19 protein-coding genes are annotated in these 22747 nt (G+C 56.7%); 18 read left to right on the plus strand and 1 reads right to left on the minus strand.

Features of this window, described 5'->3' with window-relative positions; genetic code table 11:
* Positions 1–66: 66 nt before the first annotated feature.
* Positions 67–2085, minus strand: coding sequence for a hypothetical protein (locus tag VV869_RS14010; protein WP_337735537.1), 2019 nt, complete (start codon positions 2083–2085; stop codon positions 67–69).
* A gap of 179 nt (positions 2086–2264) precedes the next feature.
* Between VV869_RS14010 and VV869_RS14015 the strand changes: the two genes are divergently transcribed.
* From VV869_RS14015 to dsbD, 18 genes are all read left to right on the plus strand, one after another.
* Positions 2265–7184 (plus strand): hypothetical protein, encoded by a 4920-nt coding sequence (locus tag VV869_RS14015; RefSeq protein ID WP_337735538.1) that lies wholly within the window; start codon positions 2265–2267, stop codon positions 7182–7184.
* Positions 7185–7279: 95 nt separating this feature from the next.
* Entirely contained in the window at positions 7280–7456 is a 177-nt protein-coding gene (locus VV869_RS14020; RefSeq protein ID WP_337735539.1) for a Flp family type IVb pilin, read from the plus strand.
* Positions 7457–7499: 43 nt separating this feature from the next.
* Complete coding sequence (gene cpaB, locus VV869_RS14025) at positions 7500–8369, plus strand: Flp pilus assembly protein CpaB (RefSeq protein ID WP_337735540.1); 870 nt, start codon at positions 7500–7502, stop codon at positions 8367–8369.
* On the plus strand, positions 8362–9777 hold the full coding sequence (locus tag VV869_RS14030) for a type II and III secretion system protein family protein (protein WP_443147319.1): 1416 nt from the start codon (positions 8362–8364) through the stop codon (positions 9775–9777). The genes cpaB and VV869_RS14030 overlap by 8 nt, the downstream gene beginning before the upstream one ends.
* A gap of 7 nt (positions 9778–9784) precedes the next feature.
* Complete coding sequence (locus tag VV869_RS14035) at positions 9785–10411, plus strand: CpaD family pilus assembly lipoprotein (RefSeq protein ID WP_337735541.1); 627 nt, start codon at positions 9785–9787, stop codon at positions 10409–10411.
* A gap of 11 nt (positions 10412–10422) precedes the next feature.
* A complete protein-coding gene (locus VV869_RS14040) occupies positions 10423–11238 on the plus strand; it encodes an AAA family ATPase (protein ID WP_337735542.1) in 816 nt (271 codons plus the stop codon).
* Positions 11238–12590 carry a CpaF family protein gene (locus VV869_RS14045; protein ID WP_337735543.1) on the plus strand — a complete coding sequence of 451 codons (1353 nt, stop codon included), beginning with the start codon at positions 11238–11240 and terminating at the stop codon, positions 12588–12590. The genes VV869_RS14040 and VV869_RS14045 overlap by 1 nt, the downstream gene beginning before the upstream one ends.
* Positions 12591–12592: 2 nt before the next feature.
* Positions 12593–13537 (plus strand): type II secretion system F family protein, encoded by a 945-nt coding sequence (locus VV869_RS14050; RefSeq protein ID WP_337735544.1) that lies wholly within the window; start codon positions 12593–12595, stop codon positions 13535–13537.
* A complete protein-coding gene (locus tag VV869_RS14055) occupies positions 13537–14415 on the plus strand; it encodes a type II secretion system F family protein (protein ID WP_337735545.1) in 879 nt (292 codons plus the stop codon). The genes VV869_RS14050 and VV869_RS14055 overlap by 1 nt, the downstream gene beginning before the upstream one ends.
* A complete protein-coding gene (locus VV869_RS14060; protein ID WP_337735546.1) occupies positions 14412–15221 on the plus strand; it encodes a tetratricopeptide repeat protein in 810 nt (269 codons plus the stop codon). The genes VV869_RS14055 and VV869_RS14060 overlap by 4 nt, the downstream gene beginning before the upstream one ends.
* Positions 15218–15664, plus strand: a complete 447-nt coding sequence (locus VV869_RS14065) for a TadE/TadG family type IV pilus assembly protein (RefSeq protein ID WP_337735547.1) — start codon at positions 15218–15220, stop codon at positions 15662–15664. The genes VV869_RS14060 and VV869_RS14065 overlap by 4 nt, the downstream gene beginning before the upstream one ends.
* Positions 15661–16299, plus strand: a complete 639-nt coding sequence (gene tadF / locus VV869_RS14070) for a tight adherence pilus pseudopilin TadF (RefSeq protein ID WP_337735548.1) — start codon at positions 15661–15663, stop codon at positions 16297–16299. The genes VV869_RS14065 and tadF overlap by 4 nt, the downstream gene beginning before the upstream one ends.
* Positions 16289–17503, plus strand: coding sequence for a TadE/TadG family type IV pilus assembly protein (locus VV869_RS14075; protein ID WP_337735549.1), 1215 nt, complete (start codon positions 16289–16291; stop codon positions 17501–17503). The genes tadF and VV869_RS14075 overlap by 11 nt, the downstream gene beginning before the upstream one ends.
* Before the next feature lie 107 nt (positions 17504–17610).
* Positions 17611–18075 carry a TlpA family protein disulfide reductase gene (locus VV869_RS14080; protein WP_337735550.1) on the plus strand — a complete coding sequence of 155 codons (465 nt, stop codon included), beginning with the start codon at positions 17611–17613 and terminating at the stop codon, positions 18073–18075.
* Entirely contained in the window at positions 18072–18716 is a 645-nt protein-coding gene (locus VV869_RS14085) for a DUF4266 domain-containing protein (protein ID WP_337735551.1), read from the plus strand. The genes VV869_RS14080 and VV869_RS14085 overlap by 4 nt, the downstream gene beginning before the upstream one ends.
* Before the next feature lie 21 nt (positions 18717–18737).
* On the plus strand, positions 18738–19964 hold the full coding sequence (locus VV869_RS14090) for a DUF3570 domain-containing protein (protein WP_337735552.1): 1227 nt from the start codon (positions 18738–18740) through the stop codon (positions 19962–19964).
* Complete coding sequence (locus VV869_RS14095) at positions 19954–20835, plus strand: FAD:protein FMN transferase (RefSeq protein WP_337735553.1); 882 nt, start codon at positions 19954–19956, stop codon at positions 20833–20835. Before VV869_RS14090 ends, VV869_RS14095 begins: the two co-directional genes overlap by 11 nt.
* Before the next feature lie 14 nt (positions 20836–20849).
* Positions 20850–22691, plus strand: coding sequence for a protein-disulfide reductase DsbD (dsbD, locus tag VV869_RS14100; RefSeq protein ID WP_337735554.1), 1842 nt, complete (start codon positions 20850–20852; stop codon positions 22689–22691).
* The last annotated feature ends 56 nt before the right edge of the window (positions 22692–22747 follow it).

Consider the following 22747-nt stretch of genomic DNA (forward strand, 5'->3'; position numbering starts at 1 on the left):
TGCCTTGGTGAAAATGCGCCGGCGGTAAAGCCGGCGCTGTAGCATGGTAAACGTGGCACGACAGGATCAAAGGTGCTTGTACATGCTGATCCGTTCGCCGCGGAAGTAGCCGGACAGGACCACGGTTTTGATGTCGCTGGCTTTGGTTGCATTGGCAGGAAGCCATTCGACATCAAGATTACTGAAGTGGCTGCTGATTGAGGCTTCCGCTCCAGTTTTTTCAAGCAGGTAGCTCAGCGTGGTCGGGCTGAACGGGTTGTCGGCTGCGTCGGCCCAGGTTTCAATCAGTTTCCGGGTGATCAACTGGTAGCCGACTTTGGCCGGGCTGCCGATGAGGTTGCCGAATTGAATATAGTCCAGCGACCCGTAGTTGGAGATGATGACTTTATCGTTCAGCATGTGCATTTTCGCGCTGATGCCGTATGAGTATTTCGGCTGGTAAGCTTTCGACAGGATCACCTGGCGGCTTTGGTTGTCAATAAGATGCAGGCGTTTGTCGGTCAGTGCGGCGCTCAGCTGCCCGTCGGGGGATACGGCCAGACTCTTCACGGGCGCGCCCAGATTCAGTGTGGTGCTGGCATTGTCGGGGGCTGAAATTTCATACCAGTGGAGGAGCTCTTTGCCATCGCTGACAATCAGGCTGTTGTCATTGTTGGTAAAAACGGCGGCACGAATATCGCTGGTACCCAGGATCGCCTTCGGTTGCAGGGTTTTGCTGTTCAGGATCGTCGCTTGATTGACTGTCCCGTCAACCACCAGCAGCTGGCGCTGGCTGTGATCGGCAACCACCAACGGCTGAGTTGTGGAAAGCGGATAGCGGATCCCTTGCGGCGCTAAGGTTTTGCTGGAGAGCAGTTGCAATTCGCTGTGCTGGGCAGAGCCGTTGGTAAAAACGGTCACGAGCTGATCTTGCTTATACAGCGGTGTAAATGTATTGATGTGATTGTTACGGCACTGAGCGGAAGAGACCGGCACGGACGGTTGTTGTGTGACCGGCGGGAGCTGGCTGGATGCACCGCCGAAGCTGTCGATCTTCATTTCGGCCGGGAGCGGCTGCGATTGGCTGTTACTGCCGATTTTAGTGAGGAAAATTCCGTTCTCGCCGGTTGGGGTACAGGTGTTACTCACCGAGGTATTGCCGGTCAGCGAAGGTTTATACAGCAGATAAGCTTGCTGGTTTTCCTTACCTTGGACCGCCAGGCTCAGGACGGACGGCGGCAGAGCTGGATACCAGTCGTCGTCGTCATCATCGTCGTCGTCATCGTGATCAAATCCCTGGTAGCCACCGATCTCGGTCTGTGGCTGAGCCGCCGCATTTTCAACCGCCGGTGAAAATGAAGCGTAGGCACCGGTTGCCGTATCCATCTGCATCAGCTGATTATTTGGCAGCAAGGCAAGCAGCATGCCGTTGCCCGGATTCACCGTGACCAGGTCAGGCGAGGACAGCGCGCTGGTGGTGTAGGAGCCGGCCAGAAGGTAGCGCTTATCCAGGTTAATGAAATGGCTATCCAGGTCGGCTTGCGTCAAGCTGCCGGTAATGTCGAAGCTTCGCTCGCGGATCATCTTGTCGACGGCGGCGGCAATTTTGAGGTAGTTGGAATCCCCTTGCAGGGTGAGTGCATGGCGGAATGAGGCCAGGAGTTCATCGGTCAGGGTCTGTGGGCCGTGAATGCTTGAAAGCTCGCTGAAATTGATCCCGTACTTTTCACCAAAAATCGCCTGCAATTGTTGTTCGGCCTGAACCTGACTGCCGGCCACACTCGGGTTAAACATCATTTCGCTTTGGAGCAGGGTGGTAAACGGGCTGATGATACTGGCAGCTGCCGGTGCGGTCAGAAAATCATTGCCGTGATTGATCAGGTAGGGGGCAGACTGGCCTTGGATTTTTTGCTCCAGATTGGTTACAGACGTTTCCAGCTCACCACAGGTTCCACTGAGATCAGCATCCACGCAAATCGGATGTTGCTTGTATCCATAGGTTGCCGATTTTGTCTGAGGCGTGTTGTCATCACTGCCACAGCCAGCAAGTATCGTACAGCTGGTCACAAGCGCAGCTAATCCTGAACGTTTAAATTTCTTTTCCATATTTCTCTTTCTGGTTGATTTTTAGGTCTTTTTTGACCCATTTCACTAATTGAACATTAGGTTAATAAAGTAACGACTCAATATAATTGATAATCATTACTATTTCCATTATCATCCGGCCGTTTTTTGAAATTGTGCAATCTGTTACTCAATGATTCGAAAGGGAAAAGGTTAGTTGTATGATGCTGGAAGGGAAGAAAACCTCTTTTGCGCTGACGATGATCGCAAGTGCGTTATTGGTTGGATGTAATAGTTCGGACTCAGATCCAAAGCTGTCGACCGCCACAGAGAAAGAAGCTGCGACCGCTGAATTCTCGGGTGTCGCACTGGATGGCTATCTCAAAAATGCTCAGGTTTGTATCGATATGAACCACAACCTGAGCTGCGATACCGGTGACAGTCAGATTGTAACCACCGATGCGCAAGGTCGGTACACACTAGCCTACGACGGCATTGACTTGTCGAAGTACCATGTTCTGGTGGAAGCGCTGGCGAATCAGACGGTGGATATGGACTCCCCGAACGCGCCGATTCCGGATGGTTTTTCCCTGAGTGCCCCGGCAGATGCCGCTGCCGTGGTCAGCCCCCTCACGACCCTGACCCTAACCGTTGCCCGACAGAAGGGTGTTGATTTTCAAACTGCAGCTACAACGCTGGCACAAACGCTGAACGTTGACCGGACGCGGCTTACCTCCGATTTTCTGGCTGGTTCGCATCCCGCAGATAAACAGCTCCACGCTCTGGCCCAAGGCCTGACGGCGCTGATGCAGGAAGCTGAAAAAGCTTCGCTGGCCAATGGCGTGATTCTGAGTGATGTCCGCGCTGGTTTGCGCGTGAAACTGGGCCTGCTGGACGTGAAAGCCCTCAAATCTCAAACCGATCGCCTGGTCGGTACGGCCAGCCACACGCCGGATCAGATTCGCGATCTGGTCCAGGCCCATGTGCCGGATATCACCATCACCCGAGATGAAACGGAAGGGGCGCAGCTACTGGTTCAGCCGCATGCGCCGAAAGCACCTGATGCCGGGGCTCTGAATGTCAATGCCCGTATTTTCGACTGGCAATGGGTGGGACTGCTGACTTCTCATGAACATTATGAATTTTCGACTGATGCAGGTAAGCAATGGCACTCGGTCGCGCAAAAACCGCTTCATCTTGACCTGAAGGCTTACCCGACCGGTGATATTCAGGTGCGGGTGAAGGCGAATCCTGCCAAGGGATTTAAAGCAGGTCAGGTCCTGAAAAGTGAACAGCCATTGGCTCAGGCGCTGGTTCCTGCCGCTCCGGCAGCAGTGCGAGTGGATGATGCCCGGAATCAGTTCGACTGGGATCTGGTGTCGGGGCACGACCATGCCACGGCATATGAATATTCCGTTGATCGGGGAATGAGCTGGCAGAGCGTCAACGCGAAACCGCAACCGGTTGGGGATGTGATGATCGCTGCCGGGGATCTGAAAGTGCGAGTTGCGGCCGACAGTTCGGGGGCCAAGCCTCACGCCGCGGGACTGGCGGCATCTTCGACAGTTGCCTTTACTCACACACCTCAGCAGCCAGCCAAGCCGAGCGGCATTCAGGCCAGTGATGAAACAAACTTCGTAGACTGGGATTATGTCGCAGGCTTTACCGATTACGCCGACTATGAAGTCAGTCTCGATAACGGCCAAAGCTGGACAAGGGTGAGCCAAAAGCCACTGTCGGTTGGGAACCTTGAGATTGCCAAGGGCGCGGTACAGCTTCGCGTCGCGGCGAACTCTGAAAATGGAATGCCGGCAGGGGAGATTGCAGTCGTTAACCAGGCATTCACTCAAGAGGCCGATAAACCTGGGGCCCCGAGTCAGGGAACGGTGAATGATATCGCCAACCAGTTTGACTGGACCTTTGTCGCGGATTTTGACGATGCAGCGTTCTATGAGTTGTCGCTGGACAGCGGGAAAACCTGGTCGAATGTCAACGGCAAACCGGCGGCGATTCCAGATGAGTCGTATGATGCGGGTCAGGTATGCCTGCGTGTGAAAGCCAACGCAAAAGGCAATCACCCGGCCGGTGAGATCCTGTGCTCGTTAGCCCCATTCACGGAAACCCCGGCAACTCCGGTTGCGCCGACTGCGCCGCTGACAAACGACAGTGCCGATACGTTCGGCTGGGCTTGGACACCGGGCTTCACCCAAGCCACGGATTATGAAATTCAGATCCAGGGCCAGGACTGGCAACCGGTCAATGGGAATCCGCACGCGCTGATCAAAGACGGCGTCTTTGCCGCCGGTGAAATTAAAGTGCGCGTCAAAGCGGATCCGTTAACGGGGCGCGAAGCCAGTGCAGCATTGAGTAACACCGTCGCCTTCACCGTGAAGCCGGGTCAGCCGGCGGCGCCAACGCAACCTGTCACCGATGACACGGCGAATACGTTTGACTGGACGTTTGTACTAGCGTTTACCCTGATCGGTGATTACGAATATTCACTGAACGGCGGAAAAAGCTGGCAGGGTGTGAGCGCCAAACCGATTGTTGTTGGCGATGTGAATTTGTCAGCGGGTCAGGTGCAGGTACGTGTGAAAGCTAACCTGCAAAATGGCATGTCGGCGGGTCTGGTACTGAAAAATACGACTGATTTTATCTCCGGTGAACAACCGGATGCACCGACATCCCCGGAAGTGGTGAATAAAAATTTCGGAGACCATTATAACGAAGTCAAAACCAACGGGTTGCGTTGGGCGTGGACGGATTCCACCTATGACCGCGCAAAACATTATGAATTCACCAACGACGGCGGGACCACCTGGCACCCGGTGACGAGCAACCCGCAACATATCGGCCCTCAGGCTTATGACAAAACGCAAGTCGGGGTTCGCGTGAAAGCAGATGCCATTCAAGGGGAGTCCAATGCGCCGGGTCAGGTAATGTGGGCGACCGATGCGGTGGCGGATTTTGTTGCGTTGCGTGTTGTCCCGATGGTGACGTGGGAGCAGCCTGTATCGTTAAGTTCTTATAGTGGTAAATGGTCGGGTTCTGCGAAATGTTATGCCGAATATGATGTGGCAGGAAAAGGAGAACCGCAATTTTGGACAAATAAAGGGTATGTCAATCCTTCGAAAATAAGTGAAATTCCCGAGATAGTCGCTGGTGCTACATGTGGGTTATTGGGGTGGACCTTATTGTCTAAAGAAGCCACGATTGCCAAAAACACTGCTGATTCCAGCCATATTCCATCGAATATGGATGATGGATTTATCATCAATGATAGTTATCCGAAATACTGGGCAACTTCGACTGAAAACGGCCAGCAGACTTTCGTCGCGGTACAGAACGGTCAGGTCGTAGACCTTGCGACGTATTCTGCTGCAGATATCGTCACGACCTGGTTCCTGCCGGACACCGCGACATTGCTGAGCCAGGCCGTAAACCTGCGTACGGATTTGCAAAACCAGCAAACCGCGACCAATGCGCAGTGGACTTCTGTCTCAGCCACCGCTGTCAGCTTGATTGACCGCATTAAAACGGCGACGCAAGTGGAACGGGCAACGCTGTTGTCGGATATTGCGACGTTCGGTCATAACACCGAGAGCGTTGTCAACAACCTGCAGCAGCAAATCGATGCCAATGCGACACGGCTGACGGTGTTTGCCTTGTACCAGCAAATGCTGAATACCCGTATGGGGATTGATGCAACGCAGAAACGGACGATTCTTCAGGACATTGAAACGGCCCATTTGATTCAGGCTGCCCTGGTCGAGAAGCAACAGGCGTTGGCTGCCGTACAGAGTATCGCGTCGCCAATGACTGCCGTCACCAATGTAAAGGTTGCACATGCGGCATTACTGCTTCAAGCGCAAGCACTGGAAAATGCCGGCGTGGGCAGTGATATCCACGCACACAGCCTGAGCCTGTATGAGGCAATTGCTGCACTTTCACCGCTATTGGATCCCCTGGCGCAGTCGAGTCAAGCTTTGCAAGCGGCATTGGCATCTCTGGCAGCCGGCACAGATCAAGCCCTGCTGGATGCACTGAAAGCACTGGAAAGTCTGGTCCTGACACAACCTGATGTGGACAGTGTCGCCGAATATACCACCAAGGCGGAAGATGGCTTAGTCCGTGCCCACCATGCGGGTTATGTGGTTGCGAAAGCGGATGCGCTGGTCGGGCAACATTTCACCAAGCTGGATATTCATGGTCGCTACCTGCCGACATCGACCACTTACGCACAAGGCTGGCGTTGTGTGCTGGATAATCGCGACCCGGCCCGGGCACGAACCTGGACTTTACTGAAGGATGGTGTACCGGAAGGTCAGGACGATCTGGCGTTCGATGCTTCAGCATCCGGTCTGCCGAGTGTGCTTGGGACTGGTGGGTTGGTGGAAGCGGCGAATGCAGAAACCTACTGCGGGCGTACGGATTGGACACTGCCACACCCTGCTCAGCTGCAAACGCTGGAAACAGCCACGGTGAACGGTAAGAACACCATTGATACGTCAGTATTCCCGCATCATTTGGCAATGCTGGCGGAATACGACAAGCCTCAATTCGAGGGGGGGATATCTTTCTATTATTGGACTTCGGTGCCTTCACGTTGGGCCAGTGATCAAAACATCTATCGCCACCCAACAGTCCATATGGACAGCACGGTCACATACGGCAATAAGTACGGTAGCGAGGGTAAAGTCGTCTTTGGCCGACTGTTGTCCGAGCACTTACCTTCCTATCAATTGCTGGATAAAGACGGCAACGTTGTCACAGAGATTGAGCAGGCGAAGTGTGCTTATCAGCCGGACAGCAAACTGACCTGGCAGTTGTTTGACAGTAATGGTTATGAGCGCAGGTTGAAATATAGCGGTGTCCAGGCGGAAGTGGATACGCAAAATACTGCGTCATTGTGTAACAAGACAAACTGGCGTGTGCCGGCGCTGACAGAACTACAAAGCCTGTTGCCAATCAACACCTCCGTCTTCCGACATAACGAATCGGATAACCGTTTTTACCGTTGCTACTTTACGGATCAACCATCCGGCTCCGGTCGCCAGGTGTGTTACGACATGACTGACAGTAAGGTTACGACTGCGGATTCCTACTCGTCATACATGTACCGCTTGGTGGCATCTGACTAATTTTTAACTCCCTTGAAAAAAATCGTGACTCACCCGGGGTCGGGTGAGTCACACCTATTGTTTGACGAAAATCCTTAGGAACCAATGAAATGAAAATGAAATTAAAAAAACAGCGCGGCGCGGCTGCGATTGAATACGCCATTCTGGCCGCAGCAATGTCCCTGATCATGATGAACTTCCTGGGGCGCGACGGGGAGCTGACGAATGCGATTAATAGCACTTATGAAGAAGTCATTAATAAGCTGGGCTCAATTCAGGGTGATGAATCCTGAGGCTTCTGACCGCACCTTTTATTTCGCAAATACAGAATAAAGCATGAAAGCAAAACGAATTGTTTACTTGTCGCTGCTGATGTCCCTGGCGGGGTTGGCCTGGCTGGGCTTGCAGCTCACCGCGTCGGCGCCGAAGCCGGAAACACAACAGGCAGCGCCCACCCAGCTGGAAGTGCTGGTCACGGCCCGGCCGGTGAAAGCCGGACGTCAGTTCAGTACATCCCTGTTTAAGTGGAAGACGGTCGATGCCGAAGCCTTGCAGCACCGACTCGATTATATCGACAGAGCCAAATTTGATTTGGCTAGGTTGCGTCAAACCGTACTGGCCGGTGATTTTGCGGCCGGGGAAGTCCTCAGCGTTGCTGATTTTATCCAGCCGGAAGCGGGCGGGTTTCTCTCGGTGATGTTGCGTCCCGGTTATCGCGCCGTCTCGGTGCCGGTCGATCAGGTGACTGCGCATTCGGGCCTGATCGGTCCCGGTGATTATGTCGATGTACTGCTGCTGGCCTCGAAAGAGCAGGAGCTGAGAACCCGCGGTAATGAAACCCACAGCCTGTATGCCAAAACCATTGTGCAGAAAGCGCGGGTGCTGGCATTCAATGATGCCGTGCAAGCGGATCGCTATCTGGAAGCGCAGGAAAAGTATCAAGGCTTTATTCCAGAAAACAGCGCTGTGACGCTGGAAGTTTCTCCTGAGCAGGCCAATAAGGTGCTGCTGGCCAACCAGCTCGGCATGTTATCGATGGCGCTACGCAGCAAACATGACCAGGCACTGGATTGGGCAGAACCCCAGCAAGTCCATATTGACGATATCTTCCCGGAAGCCAAGCTGGTCCAGCCCGATGTGGGGCTGGTGGAGTTTCGCGCCAAAGACAAGCGGGTGATGAACAAAACAGGGATGCAAGATGATTAAACAAGTTCTTGGGCCAGTGCTGGGAAAAGTACTTGGCGGGATCATGCTGCTGATCGCGAGCGTAGCGGTGCAGGCCAAGGCGTTGAATGTGGTGCTGGATCAGGCGCAACTGGTGACCCTGCCGCAACAAGCAAAGTCGATTTTTATCGCCAATGCCAACGTCGCGGATTACCAGGCTCTGACCAACACCAAGATCATGGTGTTTGGTAAGCAAGCCGGTTCGACTTCCCTGTACGTGCTCGATGCCGGTGAGCGGGTGATTTATTCGGCCACGATCAAGGTCAATCATGATGTCGAAGGACTCAATGCTTTGATTGGCAAAGAATTCCCGGATGCGCTGGTCTCGGCTGAATCACTGTCCGGTAAGTTGTTCCTGAAAGGTCAGGTGCCGACTGCCGTGATGGCGGAGAAAATTGTCCGTCTGGCGGAAGGGTATGTGTCGCAGCCGCAAGTGTCTGCTTCGAGCGGCGATGCCGCTCAATCCGGGCAGGCAGGAGCGCCCGGGCCGTCGGTTGCACCACCGACCGGTGGCAACAAGGATGAGCTGATTAACCAGCTGGCCGTCACCATGCCGAATCAGGTCAACCTGAGGATCCGTATCGCGGAAGTCTCCCGCAAAGTCTCGAACAAGCTGGGGATCAAATGGGGCACGCAGGGCACCGGGCTGGGGACCGGCACGTTTGGATTTTTTGACAACTACGGCGGTGTCGCCGGTGCCGCGAACCCGGCATCCTGGGCGGATCTGTCGGTGATTGTCGATGCGCTGGCCAGCAACGGCATGATGTCGGTGTTGGCCGAGCCCAACCTGACGGCGCTGAGTGGCGAGGAAGCTTCGTTCCTGGTCGGGGGAGAAGTGGCCCTGCCGCTGGTGTTCGGCGACACCGCCAACGTCATGTTCAAATCATTCGGGGTTCAGCTGAACTTCAAACCCACGGTGCTGAGTGAAAACCGGATCAGCCTGCAGGTTGCACCGGAGGTCAGCACGGTTGCCTCTGAAACCACAGCGGTGAACGGCACAACGTTCCCATCCTTTGTGACCCGTAAGGCATCCACCACGATTGAGCTGGCCAGCGGACAGAGTTTTGCGCTGGGGGGACTATTGCAGTCCAAAGATGTCGAGCAACTGCAAAAGATCCCGCTGATTGGCGATGTACCGGTACTGGGCAGCCTGTTCCGCTCGAATGAATTCCAGCGGGAAGAGACGGAACTCATCATCATTGCGACGGCCTATCTGGTGCAGCCAACGCGCGGCGATACATTGCCGCTGCCAACCGACGGCCTGATCCCGCTCAGTGATGTGGAGCGTCTGCTGGCCGTGCCGCTGCAAAGTCCCGAAGCGCGCTCGGACGTGTTGCGTTCTGATAATCGTCAGCCTCGCTTGCTGGGCGACAACGGATTTTATTACTGAGGTGAACATGCGAATCGTATTCATGATCGTACTGAGCGGATTGCTGAGTGCCTGTGCTGCCGACCCGATCGCGCGTCAGCCGCAAGTTCAGGTGGAGGCCGTGACGCACCGGATGTCAATGCAGCTGCAAAGCCAAACGCTCAACCCGCAAGATCGCGCTGCCGTCGCTGATTTTATCTACCGTCTGGGCGCGCCGTCGGCGCTGCGCGTGGTGATTGAAACCCACAACCGCCGGGGTGCCGATGCGCTTGCCGCACTACAACAGGTGTTGCAGCAACGCGCGGTGTACCTGAGTCAGGTCAGCAGTCGCTATGCGGCACCAGCTCAGGACTCTGTCGCAGATTTCACCCTGGTGGTGGAGTCTTACCGTAGCCTGGCCCCGACTTGCCATGCCGGCAAAGAGCGAAGCCGGTTCTCGAAGCGGTTTGTCGGTTCAGACAATTTTGGCTGTGCCAACGCCAGTGCGCTGGCACAGATGGTGGCAAATCCACGCGATCTGGTGATCGGCGAAGCGCTGGATCCGATGGAAGGGCGTAAGGCCGTTTCCGCCATGGAGGCGTATTACCGGGCTGAAGCGCCGGAGGCACCGCGCGCACCACAGTCGGCCACCACGGCAACCTCGGGGAATCAATGATGGAAAAATATATGACTCAGCAGGCTGAAGTAACGGCATCTGCGGTGCAGTCCGGGAAGCGGATTGCAGTTGCCAGTGCTAAAGGGGGCGCGGGGACGACGTCTCTGGTGGCCAATATTGCCTGGGGGCTTTCGACCCATTCGGATACCCAAGTGGCTTGTGCGGACCTGGATTTTGTTACCGGCGATCTCGACCTGCAGCTGAGCGTGAATGCTAACGGGGCCTTGCAGGAAATGTTGCAGTACCCGACACGCCTGGAACCGCTGATTTATGCACGCAGCGGCGTGAAAGTGACGGAAAACCTGCATATTTTCACCGGATACAGCGCCCGGCTGACGCAGGCGTTCTGGCCGGATGAACTTGAGTTTGAGGCATTTTCTGCCTTTTGCCAGCGTCAGGCTGATTTTCTGATTTGGGATATTCCTGCGTTTAGCCTGCGTGATCAGGTGGGGCTGAATGCGCTGTGCGGCAGTGACATCCAGGTGCTGATTGTTGAGCCAACGCTGGCTTCGATTCGGCGGACCCATTTGCTGTTGGATGCGCTGAAAGCTTCAGCAGAAACGCAGACGATTCTGGTGCTGAATCACACCAAGCCGGAAGGAACTTCGTTGATCACGGCCGCGGATGTCGCCCGGGCGCTGGGTCGCCAGCCGGATATCGAGATCCCGTTTGCCCCGGATCACATGGTGGCCAGCGCGACTCTGGGGCAGCTGGCGATTGCGAAAAAACACCGGGCCGGCAAGGCGCTGCAACAGCTGGTTAATCTGATCCGGGGGGAGCAGGCTGCCACCGGACGCGGCCTGCTGCGCTGGTTGAAGGGGGCATAATGTTCAGACGTAAAACCTCGGTTGAACGCTCGCCACAGCCGCAACCGGCATCCGAACCGGCGGTGGTGTCCGGTGCTTTGAGTGCCTCCAGTGCTTCGCGGGAGCGCTTCAGCGCGATTCGCCGTGAAGTGATGGCTGCCATTGAGCCTTCGGTGGTGGTTCAGCTCTCGAAATCCGAACTGGAAAACCGGACTTTTGAGGCGGTGGGTGAGATTGCCCAGCGGATGCAATACCCGATTGGCCATGCTGAGCAGGCTCGCATCACCCAGCAACTGGTGGATGAGTTGCTGGGCTTGGGACCATTGCAAAGCCTGATGGACGACCCAACCGTGACCGACATTATGGTGAACGGTCCCAACGCGGTGTTCATTGAACAAGGGGGCAAACTGAAATCGGCTGCTGACGTGGCATTTCGGGATGAGGCTCATGTGCTGAATCTGGCGCGGCGGATTGTCAGCCGTGTTGGCCGCCGGGTGGATGAATTGAACCCGATGGTGGACGCCCGCCTGCCGGATGGCAGCCGGGTGAATGTGATGATCCCGCCGTTGGCGCTGGATGGCACCTGTATCTCGATCCGCAAATTCAGCGAGCACAAGCGCAGTCTGGCGCAGTTGGCTGAGTTGGGGGCAATGTCGCCGCAGATGGCGACCTTGCTCGATATTATCGCCCGCTGCCGGGTCAACGTGTTGATCTCCGGCGGCACCGGGGCTGGTAAAACTACGCTGCTCAATGCGTTGTCGTTCGGGATCGCACCGGAAGAGCGGATCATCACCATTGAGGATGCGGCGGAGCTGAAACTGCAACAGCCGCATGTGGTCCGCGCCGAAACCCGTCCGGCCAGCTCGGAAGGAACGGCTGCGGTCGACCAACGCAGTTTGCTGCGCAATGCCCTGCGGATGCGTCCCGATCGCATCATTTTGGGTGAAGTTCGCGGCGCAGAAGCGTTTGACATGATGCAGGCGATGAATACCGGTCATGACGGCTCGATGTGTACCTTGCATGCCAACACGCCTGCCGATGCGCTGATCCGTCTGGAAAATATGTTGCTGCTGGCTGAGGCCCGGTTGCCGCTGCCTGCGCTGCGGCGTCAGATCGCCAGCACGCTGGATGTGGTGATCCAGATTGAGCGGATGCGCGACGGGCGGCGCCGGGTAGTCGGGATCACCGAAGTGGTCGGGCTCGAAGGCGATCAGTATGTCCTCAATGATCTGTTCCGGTTTGAGTATCAGGAGCAGGATGCGCAGGGCAATATCCAAGGTCGCTTTGTCTCGACCCGGACGCTGCCGCGCTTTAGTCACAAAGCTCGGTATTACCAGCTCGAAGGGCAGCTCAAGCAAGTGATGGGAGTGTAGTCATGCCGGTGTTATTAGGGTTGCCCGTGGCGCTGATCGTGCTGGCGCTGCTGCTGATGTTGGTGACCAGCGGTGGTTTGCTGATCCGCCATCAGCGGCTGCGTCGTCAGGTCAAACAGCGTCTGGTGCTGGTGACTGCGGCAAAGGCCAAACCATCTGCCTCGCGCCTGTTTCAGTGGGAGCAGCAGGGCGGTTGGCTGTCGGTTGTCTGGCGTCGGTTGCAGTTGAGAACTGATGCCCTGTTCGGTCAGCAGGGCCAGCGTCTCGGGCTGCTGGGCCTGAGCGCACTGGCGGTGTTGAGCTGGCAGGCCGGGGCTATCTTTCCACTGGGCTGGCGGGTGCTGTTGGTCACGCTGGTTGTCGGGACGGCAGCGCTCAGCGCTTACTGGCTGATGCAGTATCGCCAGCATAAGGCCTTTGAGGTTGCATTTCCGCAGGTGCTGGGACAGGTGTCCCGCGCCGTGGCTGCCGGGGTTTCCGTGCCGCAGGCCATCGCTCAGGTGGCGGCTTACCAGCAGGGCGTGCTCGGACGGGAATTTGCCCTGATCCGGGATCAGCTGGAAATCGGCATCAGCCTGAAACAAGCCCTGCATGAGGCGAGCTATCGCCTGCCGTATTCCGGATTTCACTTTTTTACAGTGGCGCTGCTGCTGAACGAGGAGAACGGCGGCCAGTTGCGGGCCGTCCTGCATAGCCTGAGCCGGACCTTGCACGCCAATGCGGCGCTGAAAATGAAGATCAAGAGCCTGACGGCAGAGCCGCGGATGACTGCGGTGATCCTGGCATGCCTGCCGCTGCTGCTCATCGGTGTGATGTTTTTCAAAAATCCGGCCTCATTTGTCAATCTCACCGGAACGGAGATGGGGCAGTGGGTGCTGGGATATGTCAGCGGCAGCATGCTGCTGGGACTCCTGGTGATCCAGCGTCTGACGAAGGTGAGGTTGTAATGTCGGTATCAATATGGATTGGCGTGTTTCTTTTGGTGGCGGGCAGCGTGCTGGCCGTGCTGGCTGGGGGGCGAGCCCAGCGCCGGGAGTTGGTTGAGGCCCGACTCGCCTTGGTTGCCGTGGGTCATCAGCAGCCTAAAGACATGGGGCTACACCGGTTGGTGAGCTGGCTACCGACGCCGAAAGCCAGTGATGCGATTCAGCGGCTGCTGGTGCAGGCCGGGTTTCATCACCCACAGGCAGCTCGCGTGTTTATGGGGCTGAAAGCGATGAGCATGGCCGTGTTTGGCGTGGGCTGGCTGCTGGCGAAGGACGAAGGCGTGAACTCGCTGGTGCTGGCAGAAGCACTGGTGTCAGCCATTTGTGCCGGTCTGATGCTGGAGCATGCCCTGAAATGGCGTGCCCGCGAGATCAACCAGCGCATCGCCCGGTCATTGCCGGATGCCCTGGATTTAATGGTGGTGTGTGTTGAATCGGGGTTGACGCTGGAAGCGGTGTTTGAGCGTGTGGGGCGCGAAATGGCTCGCGTTGCGCCTGAACTATCCCGGGAGTGGCTGATCACCGAAGCGGAACTGCGCTTGCTAGATACACGGCGGACGGCACTGGAGAACCTGGCACGGCGGACTGCGCTGGCGGAAATCGAAAATATGGTGGTGGCGCTGTCACAAACGGAGCAGTACGGCAGCCCGGTTGCCCAGACCATCCGTCTGCTGGCCGCCGATACCCGGCAGTATCAGTACCTCAGGGTGGAAGAGGCGGTAGGGAAGATCCCGGCCAAGATGTCCATTCCGGTGGTGGTGCTGGTGATGATGCCGGTGGTGGTGCTGATTGTGGCACCGACCGTGATTGCTTTATTAGAAAGCCTGGGGGGGCTATGAAACAGCGACTGTTCAGTTATCTGAAACATCACCTGAAATTCGGCGTTCTGATGCTGGCGGTCAGCGGCGTAACTGGTTGCGCGACCCTGCAATCGCATGCAATTGACGAGGCGGAGTGGCAGCAGGATCGCCGTCTGGCGGACGTCGCGCTGCAAAGCGGCCGGCCGGAAAGTGCGATCACCATTTACCGTCAGCAACTGACGCAAGCGCCGGAAAACACCGAGCTGATGTACCGTCTGGGCGCAGCATACAACCAGAGCGGTGATACCGAGCTGGCGCTGCACTTTTTGCACCGGGCGGCAGACAAAGCCGGGGATGCGAAAGCAGCGGCAGCGGATACGGCCTGGTATGGTCATATCCTGCGCGAACTGGGCCGGGCGAATCTGGCTCAGGGAGATGCCGAAGCTGCGGCATCGGCCTTGCAGCAGGCCGCGGACCTGTTGCCGCAGGATGCTGAAACCCTGAATGCGCTGGGGACCTGCAGGGCATTGCAGCAAGACTACGCCCGGGCCAGAACCGCGTTTGTGGCCGCCGTGGCCGTTGCGCCGGATCACCTGGAGTACCGCAATAACCTGGCGATGAGCTGGATCCTGGATGACCGACCACGTAAGGGGATCGAGATCCTGCATCCGTTTTATCTGCGCGGCACCAGCACGGTAAAGATGCGTCAGAACCTGGCGCTGGCATTTGCCATGACCGGGGATTTGGTGACCGCCCGGACGATTGCCAAACAGGACCTGAACCCGGCTGAACTGACGAACAATATGGACTTCTATCGTCAGTGGCAACAAGGAGAGGCGCCATGAGGCTTCAGCGAGGCAGCGCCAGTCTCGAATATATCGTCACGCTGCTGCCGTTTATGGTGATGGTCCTGGTGGTGATTGAAGTGTGTCGCTTCATCATGACCGCCAGTGTGCTGGATGCGGCGCTCGCCAGCGCCTCACGCGGCATTATTACGGTCCGCGCGCATCAAGACACCGTGACCGAACTGCAATCGGCCTTACAGGCGCAGTCTTTGCCGCTAATTGACAGCTCGCGGTTGACAATTGAAGGCGCTTATTTTGAGTCGCTTAAGGCGCTGAAACAGGGGCAATCTACCATGACGTACCGTCAGCAGCCGTTCGCGGAGTATCGGGTGACCTACCCGTACCGGGTGCTGTTCATTGCGGGCTGGTCAGATGCCTTTCAGCAATTGACCCGGTTTGAGCGGACACTCTTGATCGCGCATGAACAGGAGAGTGGCCTATGACGCGTCACTTGAACGGGCTTCGGCACTGCCACAGCTACCACCAACGCCACAGCTACCGTCCACGTCACAGCCAACGCGGCAGCAGTGTGATTGCCTTTCCGGTCATTGCGCTGGTGCTGACTTTGTTGCTGCTTTTCGTCGTTCAGCTGGGGTATGCCCTGAGCCTGAAATCCAAACTGGACCGGGTTGCGTATGCCTTGGCCACGGTGGTGACCAGCGAGCAACTGGAGGTGCCGCTGGCAGGGGCTCACGATGAGATCACGGCCGCGATGACGTCAGATTTGCAGCGGGTTGCCCAACGTTATTTTGCGACGAATGAATCGGCCGGGCTACAGGTCAGCCTACTGCTGGAGCAAATCAAGTTTGATGAGCGGGGCGACGTCCAGTTGTATCGCGAGAAGCATGCCGGACTGGCGTGTCAGGCCCAGCAAGCGTTACCGCAGCTGTCCATGCTGTCACCGGAGGGCGGTGCATCGGGGGCAAATTTAGGAGAGAAGGCCGATCTGTTTCAGGTCTCGGTGTGTCTGAGCGCGATACCCATGTTGATGTCAGATATTTTTCCCGGGCTGAAAGGGCTGGGCCAGAACTATTTTACCAGCTCCGCCGTGATGATCGGGAGGCAGTATGCGCCGTAGACCGACAAAGCGTGCGTGCGTTGGTAGCTTTGTCCGCCAGCGTGGGGCGATGACGCTGACCTTTACCCTGTTGCTGCCGTCGTTGCTGGCGATGATCGCGCTGGCGCTGTTTGTGGCGATGTACAGTCAGGCGGTGATCCGGGCGGGTCAGGCATCGGACGCCGCGTCGGTGGCCTGTGCCTGGCAGCAGCGCGCAGACAGTCAGGTGACCCAGGGTTATCTGGATTACTACCGGCCTGGCTTTGTGCCGGAGGCGTTGCTTGGCACGCCTCAACTGGATGCGACCCAGCGCTGCGAAGTCAGTGCTCAGTATCAGTTCAAGCCCGTCATGGCCGGAGTGATGCCTGTCGTGACGGAAGAGGCTCGGGTGAGTGCCAGCGCACAATCGAGCGCCCGGCTGCTGACCCAAGTGGCAAGCAAGCCCACGGATATTGCCCTGGTGCTGGATATTTCCGGCTCGATGTCACCTCATCTGGCCAAGCTCAAAGGCATTATTACGCGGATCATTGAGGGGATTGACCCACGAAACCATCAGGTGCGGTTTTCTGTGGTGCCGTTTAATACTGGGGTGAGTGTTCGGGACGCGTCCTGGCTACCGGCGTCAGCTGGGGTCACGAAATGCGTGGATGGCTTGTCGTATCTCGGCGGTCGCTGGGATCCGCAACAAACCGTAGCCGATTTAAATGCGCCTGCGCAAAGTCTGAAAATAAAGGATGTGAGTGCCAGTTCGTGGTTGGATGCCTGTAGCCCTGAAGCAACGATCTTACCGTTGACGGATCAGCTCAGCACAGTGACTGAACATGTGAAGATGCTGTCGACCAGCTATGCAACCGCTTCGTATCAAGGGCTCATCTGGGGTGTGCGTACCCTGACCCGTCAATGGCAGCAGGAATGGCAACTGCCTGAAAATGGCTCCGTTGCCGCGGTTCAGCGGTTGGTGTTGTTTACCGACGGTGAAGATAATCGCGAGGATATTTTGAATCAGATGATTGATGAAGGGATATGCCGGAAAATTCGCGATGAGTTAGGGATTGAAATGCGTTTTATCAGCTTTGGCGTTTCGCAGAATCGACTGGCACAGTTCCGGCGTTGCGCCGGTGCTCAGGATGCGGTTTATGACGCCCGAAACACTGCGGAGCTGGAAGCCTACTTCCAGTCTGCGCTGGATGTGGAAACGAGCACTCGGATTGTATTGGGGGAGTAAAAAAAGAAAGACAAACAGTAGGTAGAACGGCAGGTTTGCTGAATCAGCGAATGCAGTTTTATGAATTTAAATAGAAATGGTTATTAGTTGCTTTATCAGAGGTGTTTATGTTTAAGAAGTGGGTGTTCACCGTGGCGTTGTTGCTCTCGACGCAGGCTCAGGCTTACGAGCAGGGGGATAGTTTGACGCCTTTCGCGCAGCAAACCCTGGGCTTGAATCCTGATGTGGTTACCGTGATCGACTTCTTTGCCGAGTGGTGTGTGTCCTGCCGTGTCGAGCTTCCGGAAGTGAATGCGCTGGCGAAAAAACTGGACAGCACCAAGGTGGTGGTTCTGGGGGTCGACGTTGATGAAGACGTCGAGTTGGCACGGGCCTTCCAACAGGAGCTGGGGCTGACCTTTCCGGTGATTAATGATCCGGAGCAGACCCTGATCGAAGATTTCCAGCCAGTCGGGATGCCGGCGCTGTATTACGTCTACCAGGGCAAAGTGCTGAAAGTTCGCTTTGGCGCCATTGACCGCATTGGTGACGTGATCCTGAAAGATCTGGCTGCGATTGGAGTGACGCTATGATGCACCGAGCTGCTTACACGCTGGCGGCTCTGGGGGTCGGCTGGGCGCTGACCGGTCAGGTGCAGGCGGGCGCAGAGACCTCTGCGAATTATCAGGTGTCCGAGGCGGTGTCGGGGACGGTTTACCGGAGCCAGCAGCAGGCGAGCGACACCGGGGCCTCAACTGGGGAGAAAGGTGCTGCGATGGCTCCTGCGAGTGCGCCGGTTCCTGCTGTTACAGCGACAGCAATAACGACATCGACTGCAAAAACGACAGCGACTGCAACGGTCACGCCAGTGAATCAACCGAAGGGTTCAGCTGAAGCGGCCCCGGTGGTCACTACGGTCACCACATCAGTGAAAGCCATCGCCCCGGTGACGCAGACATCTGTCACCTCATCGGCATCAAAACCCACGATACCGAACCCGACGCAAGCCCGTCCGGCGAAACAGCCGGAGGAAGAATCTTTGCTGTCGTTTATCGACAATTGGTTGGGGATAAAACCGGTGAAGCCGTGGCAAAAAGGCACCCTGGCGAAATCGGAAATGAAACCCGGCGGGGTAGTGCCGGAGTTCGATGTGTTCTCAGAAAAAGTCTTCTCCTATAAACAAGGCTCTGTCGGCGGCAATGGTGTCGGTGGCGGTGGCTGCGGCTGTAACTAATCAGAACGATCAGAATCATTCATGAGTAAAAAATTACCTTTAACCTTGCTGGGAACTCTCGCAGTTGCTGCGCCGGCACTGGGCGCCGATCATATCTCGATTCACCATATGAATTTTGAGGAGTACGGCGACAAGATTAAGGCGGGCGATAACATTCTGTCTGTTGAGAAAAACTTTGGTGTGGACTGGACCATTACCGGGGAATTGGGCTACGACTCGGTTTCCGGTGCCTCACCGGCTTGGGGACCGACCACGCCGCTGTCCAGCGCGGCAGATCTTGAAGAGCGGAGACGCCGGATGCAGGCGGCGCAGGAGGCAACTTCCGAAGTGATCCGGGCCGGGTATGATCCCCACCGCAGCGGCTATCAGATTCAGCCTTATGATCTCGATGATAAGCGCTATTCCGGGAGTATGAATGTGACCTACCGGGATGCCGAGCGTCGCGAATGGTCGTTTGGCACCAATTATTCCGAAGAAGAAGATTACGAGAGCGTGGGCACCAATGCTCAGGTCTTGTTTTATGCTGATAAACGCAAAAATCGCTCCTATACTCTGGGCGGCTCGTTGCTGTTTGACAAAACCAAGGCGTTCGAGAAGCTTGAGCAGAGTACCAATGATCAGAAATGGGAAGACATTTTTACCGGGAGTCTTGAGGCGGGTTTGTCGCAGGTATTTACTCCGAATTTCTATAGCACCTTCACGCTTTACGGTGGTTATCGCAGCGGGTATTTGAGTAATCACTACCTGACCGTCTTGCGCGAGATCGACATCAACGGTGATGGCACGATTGGCAGCGATGAAGTTTTTCTGGCGCAGGACTCCCGGCCAGATACCCGCATCTCCGGCGGGTTGAATGTTCAGGCGTTTTACAGTGTGAATCAGCGGGTGGTGGTGCGCCCGAAGTATAAATTCTTTATTGACGACTGGGGCGTGAGCTCACACCAACTGGGCGGCAAGATGAATATCCATCTGACCGACTGGCTGATGCTGGCACCGGGCTATTTCTGGTATCACCAGGAAGGGGCCAATTTCTACCGGGATCCGGGCGCGGACGATCCGACTTTTGCCGCAACAGGGTACGCAACGTCAGATTTACGCCTCGGCGGTTTTACCGCCAATGCGTATGAGCTGGGTGCCAGCCTGAAAGTCACGGCAAAACTGCGCCTGAATGCGTTGGCGGCTTACTACGAGCAGAGCAATGGCTACGAAAGTCGTTGGTGGGTACTGGGAGCCACCTATGAATACTAACTCACCGTATGTTCATACCTTTACGGCGATGACGGTGCCCTGCGAAGTACAGCTGTTTTCGCCCGATGCGGCACACATTGCCCGCCGCATCGAAGCCAATACCCGGCGGTTGGAGCAGATGTTCAATTTTTATGATCCGGCGTCGATGCTGTCCCGACAGCTGAACCAGCGGCAGGACAGCTGGGTGGCACTGGATGAAGAAACCCTGGCAATCCTCAGCGCAGTGCGCGCCCATAGCAGTGCCTGCAACGGGATATTTGATATCACTATCGGAACGGTGAAGCACTGGCAGCAGCAATCTCCGTCGTTGGCCAAGCAAGCGATTTATCAGCAAGTCAGCTCCTATATGGGGCTGGATGCCTGGCAACTTGAGGCGGGCGGGATCCGTTTTCACCACTCGCATACCCGGGTTGATCTCGGTGGCGTGATTAAGGAAGTGGCGGTGGATCAGGCGGTGGAGATCGCGCTGGCTGCACATGTGGATGGGATTTTGGTCAACTTTGGCGGCGATCTCCGGGTCGCCGGCGGGAAGCCGGACGGCAGTGATTTTGTGGTTGCGGTTCGTAATCCCCGCGATCCGTCGCAGCCACTGTTTGCACTGCCGCTGCGCGATCAGGCCCTGACGACGTCTGCGCATTATGCCCGCCAGCATCAGTTTTCTGATCAGCAAACGTCCCATATTTTAGCGGCGCAGGGCACCCATCATCAGGTGCTGTCCGCAACTGTAGTGGCACCCACCGCACTGCAGGCCGGTATTTTCAGTACGGCGCTGACGATTGATCCGACGTTGACGGTTGCTGAACCGGTCGGTTTTGCGCTGGTGGATCACCAGCTGAATGTTCATCAAGACACAAGATTTTTAACATCATGAAAAGGACTACCTCAATGATTTCACCTGCTGCCCAGTGGCTGGTCGGTCTCTTCCTGACGTTGTGCATGAGCCTGACGGCTTGGGCATCGGACGAGAAAACCTTCCTGCCGGTTGAGCAGGCCTTTCCGTTTTCCTATCACCAGCAAGCCGGTCCCGATGGCGGTGAACTGGTGGTGCAATTTGATACGGCTGCCGGATATTACCTGTATCACAAGCGCTTTTCGTTTAAAGCCGTTGACGAGACGCTGGAGCTGGGTGAGCCGCGTTATGCCTTGACGCCGGAGCAGCAGCAGGACCCGAACTTCGGGTTGGTGAAGGTATATCATGAGCCGTTGAGCATCACGATTCCTTACCGGGGAGAGGGGACGGCTAAAGTTCGCTTCCAGGGCTGTGCCGATGATGGCTTGTGCTATCTGCCGCAAACTAAGAAGCTGGCGCTGAACGCGGCATCTGCTCCGGCGCAGCCTCAAAGCCAGGTGAGCGCCCGGCCTGTAGCGCTGGAGAATAATTTAGCGCAGCAGAACAGTTTAGCGCTGGAGACTGACTTGGCCCAGGATACGCAGGGCCTGTCGGCAGTCTTGCAAAATGCCAGCTTCCTGCAAGCCATGGGCCTGTTTTTCCTGCTGGGGCTGGGCTTGTCTCTCACGCCTTGCGTGCTGCCGATGATCCCGATCCTGTCGAGTATTATCGGCGGTCAGGGAGAGTCGATGAGCGGCTGGAAAGGATTTCGGATTTCACTGGCCTATGTGCTGGGCATGGCGTCCAGCTATGCGTTGGCCGGGGTGGTGACCGCGACGATGGGTCAGGGCTTGAACTTGCAAACGGCGATGCAGCAAACCTGGGTCCTGAGCCTGTTTGCGGCGCTGTTCGTTGTGTTGTCGCTGGCCATGTTTGGGCTGTATGAGCTGCAACTGCCTTCCCGCTTGCAGGTGGCACTGAACAGTCAGTCGCAGCGCCTGAGTGGCGGCAAAGCCTTGACGGTGTTCGTGATGGGCGCGGTGTCCGCGCTGGTGGTTTCGCCGTGCGTATCTGCGCCGCTGGCCGGAGCCTTGTTGTATGTCTCGACCACGCAGGATTGGGTCGTCGGCGGAACCAGCTTGTTCGTTCTGGCCCTCGGGATGGGCGTGCCGCTGGTGGTGATCGGCACCTCGGGCGGGAAGTTCCTGCCACGTAGCGGTCCGTGGATGATTGCTGTGAAACACCTCTTCGGGGTGATGTTGCTGGCCGTAGCGATCCTGCTGGTGAGCCGGTTCGCAGCGGCTTGGGTGACACTGGGCTTGTGGGCAGCACTCTTGATTGGCAGTGCCATCCATTTCGGGGCGCTGGAAGCGGCGCAAAGTGGCTGGCAACGAACCCGGAAATCACTGGCTTTCGTGTCACTGGTGTACGGGGTGATGCTGTTTATCGGGATGATGACCGGCGCTGAAGATCCCTTCGATCCTCTGAGCCAGCTCGGCGGGGGCGGACAGCCGGCGGCTGCCGCGCAAGTCAGCCCGTTCCAGAAGACAACGTCGGTGGAGACGCTGGTTGCCGGGATCAAAGCCGCACCGGCAGGCCAGATCACCATGGTGGACTTGTATGCCGACTGGTGCGCTTCGTGTAAGGTGATGGACAGAACCGTGTTCCGAGATCCGCAAGTGCGCGACCTACTCGCCCAGTTGAACGCGCACAAGCTGGATGTCACGGCAAATACGGAGGCCCAGGCCGCCTGGCTGGCGGAGTATCAGCTGTTCGGCCCTCCGGCCATTCTGTTTTTTGACAGCGAGGGGCAGGAGTTAGACCAGCATCGGGTTGTCGGTGAAATGGATACGGCGCAATTTCTGGCGCATGTTCAGGGCGTTGTCACCCAAGGGTGATGCCGTCTTTCGGCATGCGGTCAGCAATCGCTGGCCTGAGACCAAAACAGCATCCT

The sequence above is a fragment of the Photobacterium sp. MCCC 1A19761 genome (assembly GCF_037389125.1).
Lineage (GTDB): Bacteria > Pseudomonadota > Gammaproteobacteria > Enterobacterales > Vibrionaceae > Photobacterium.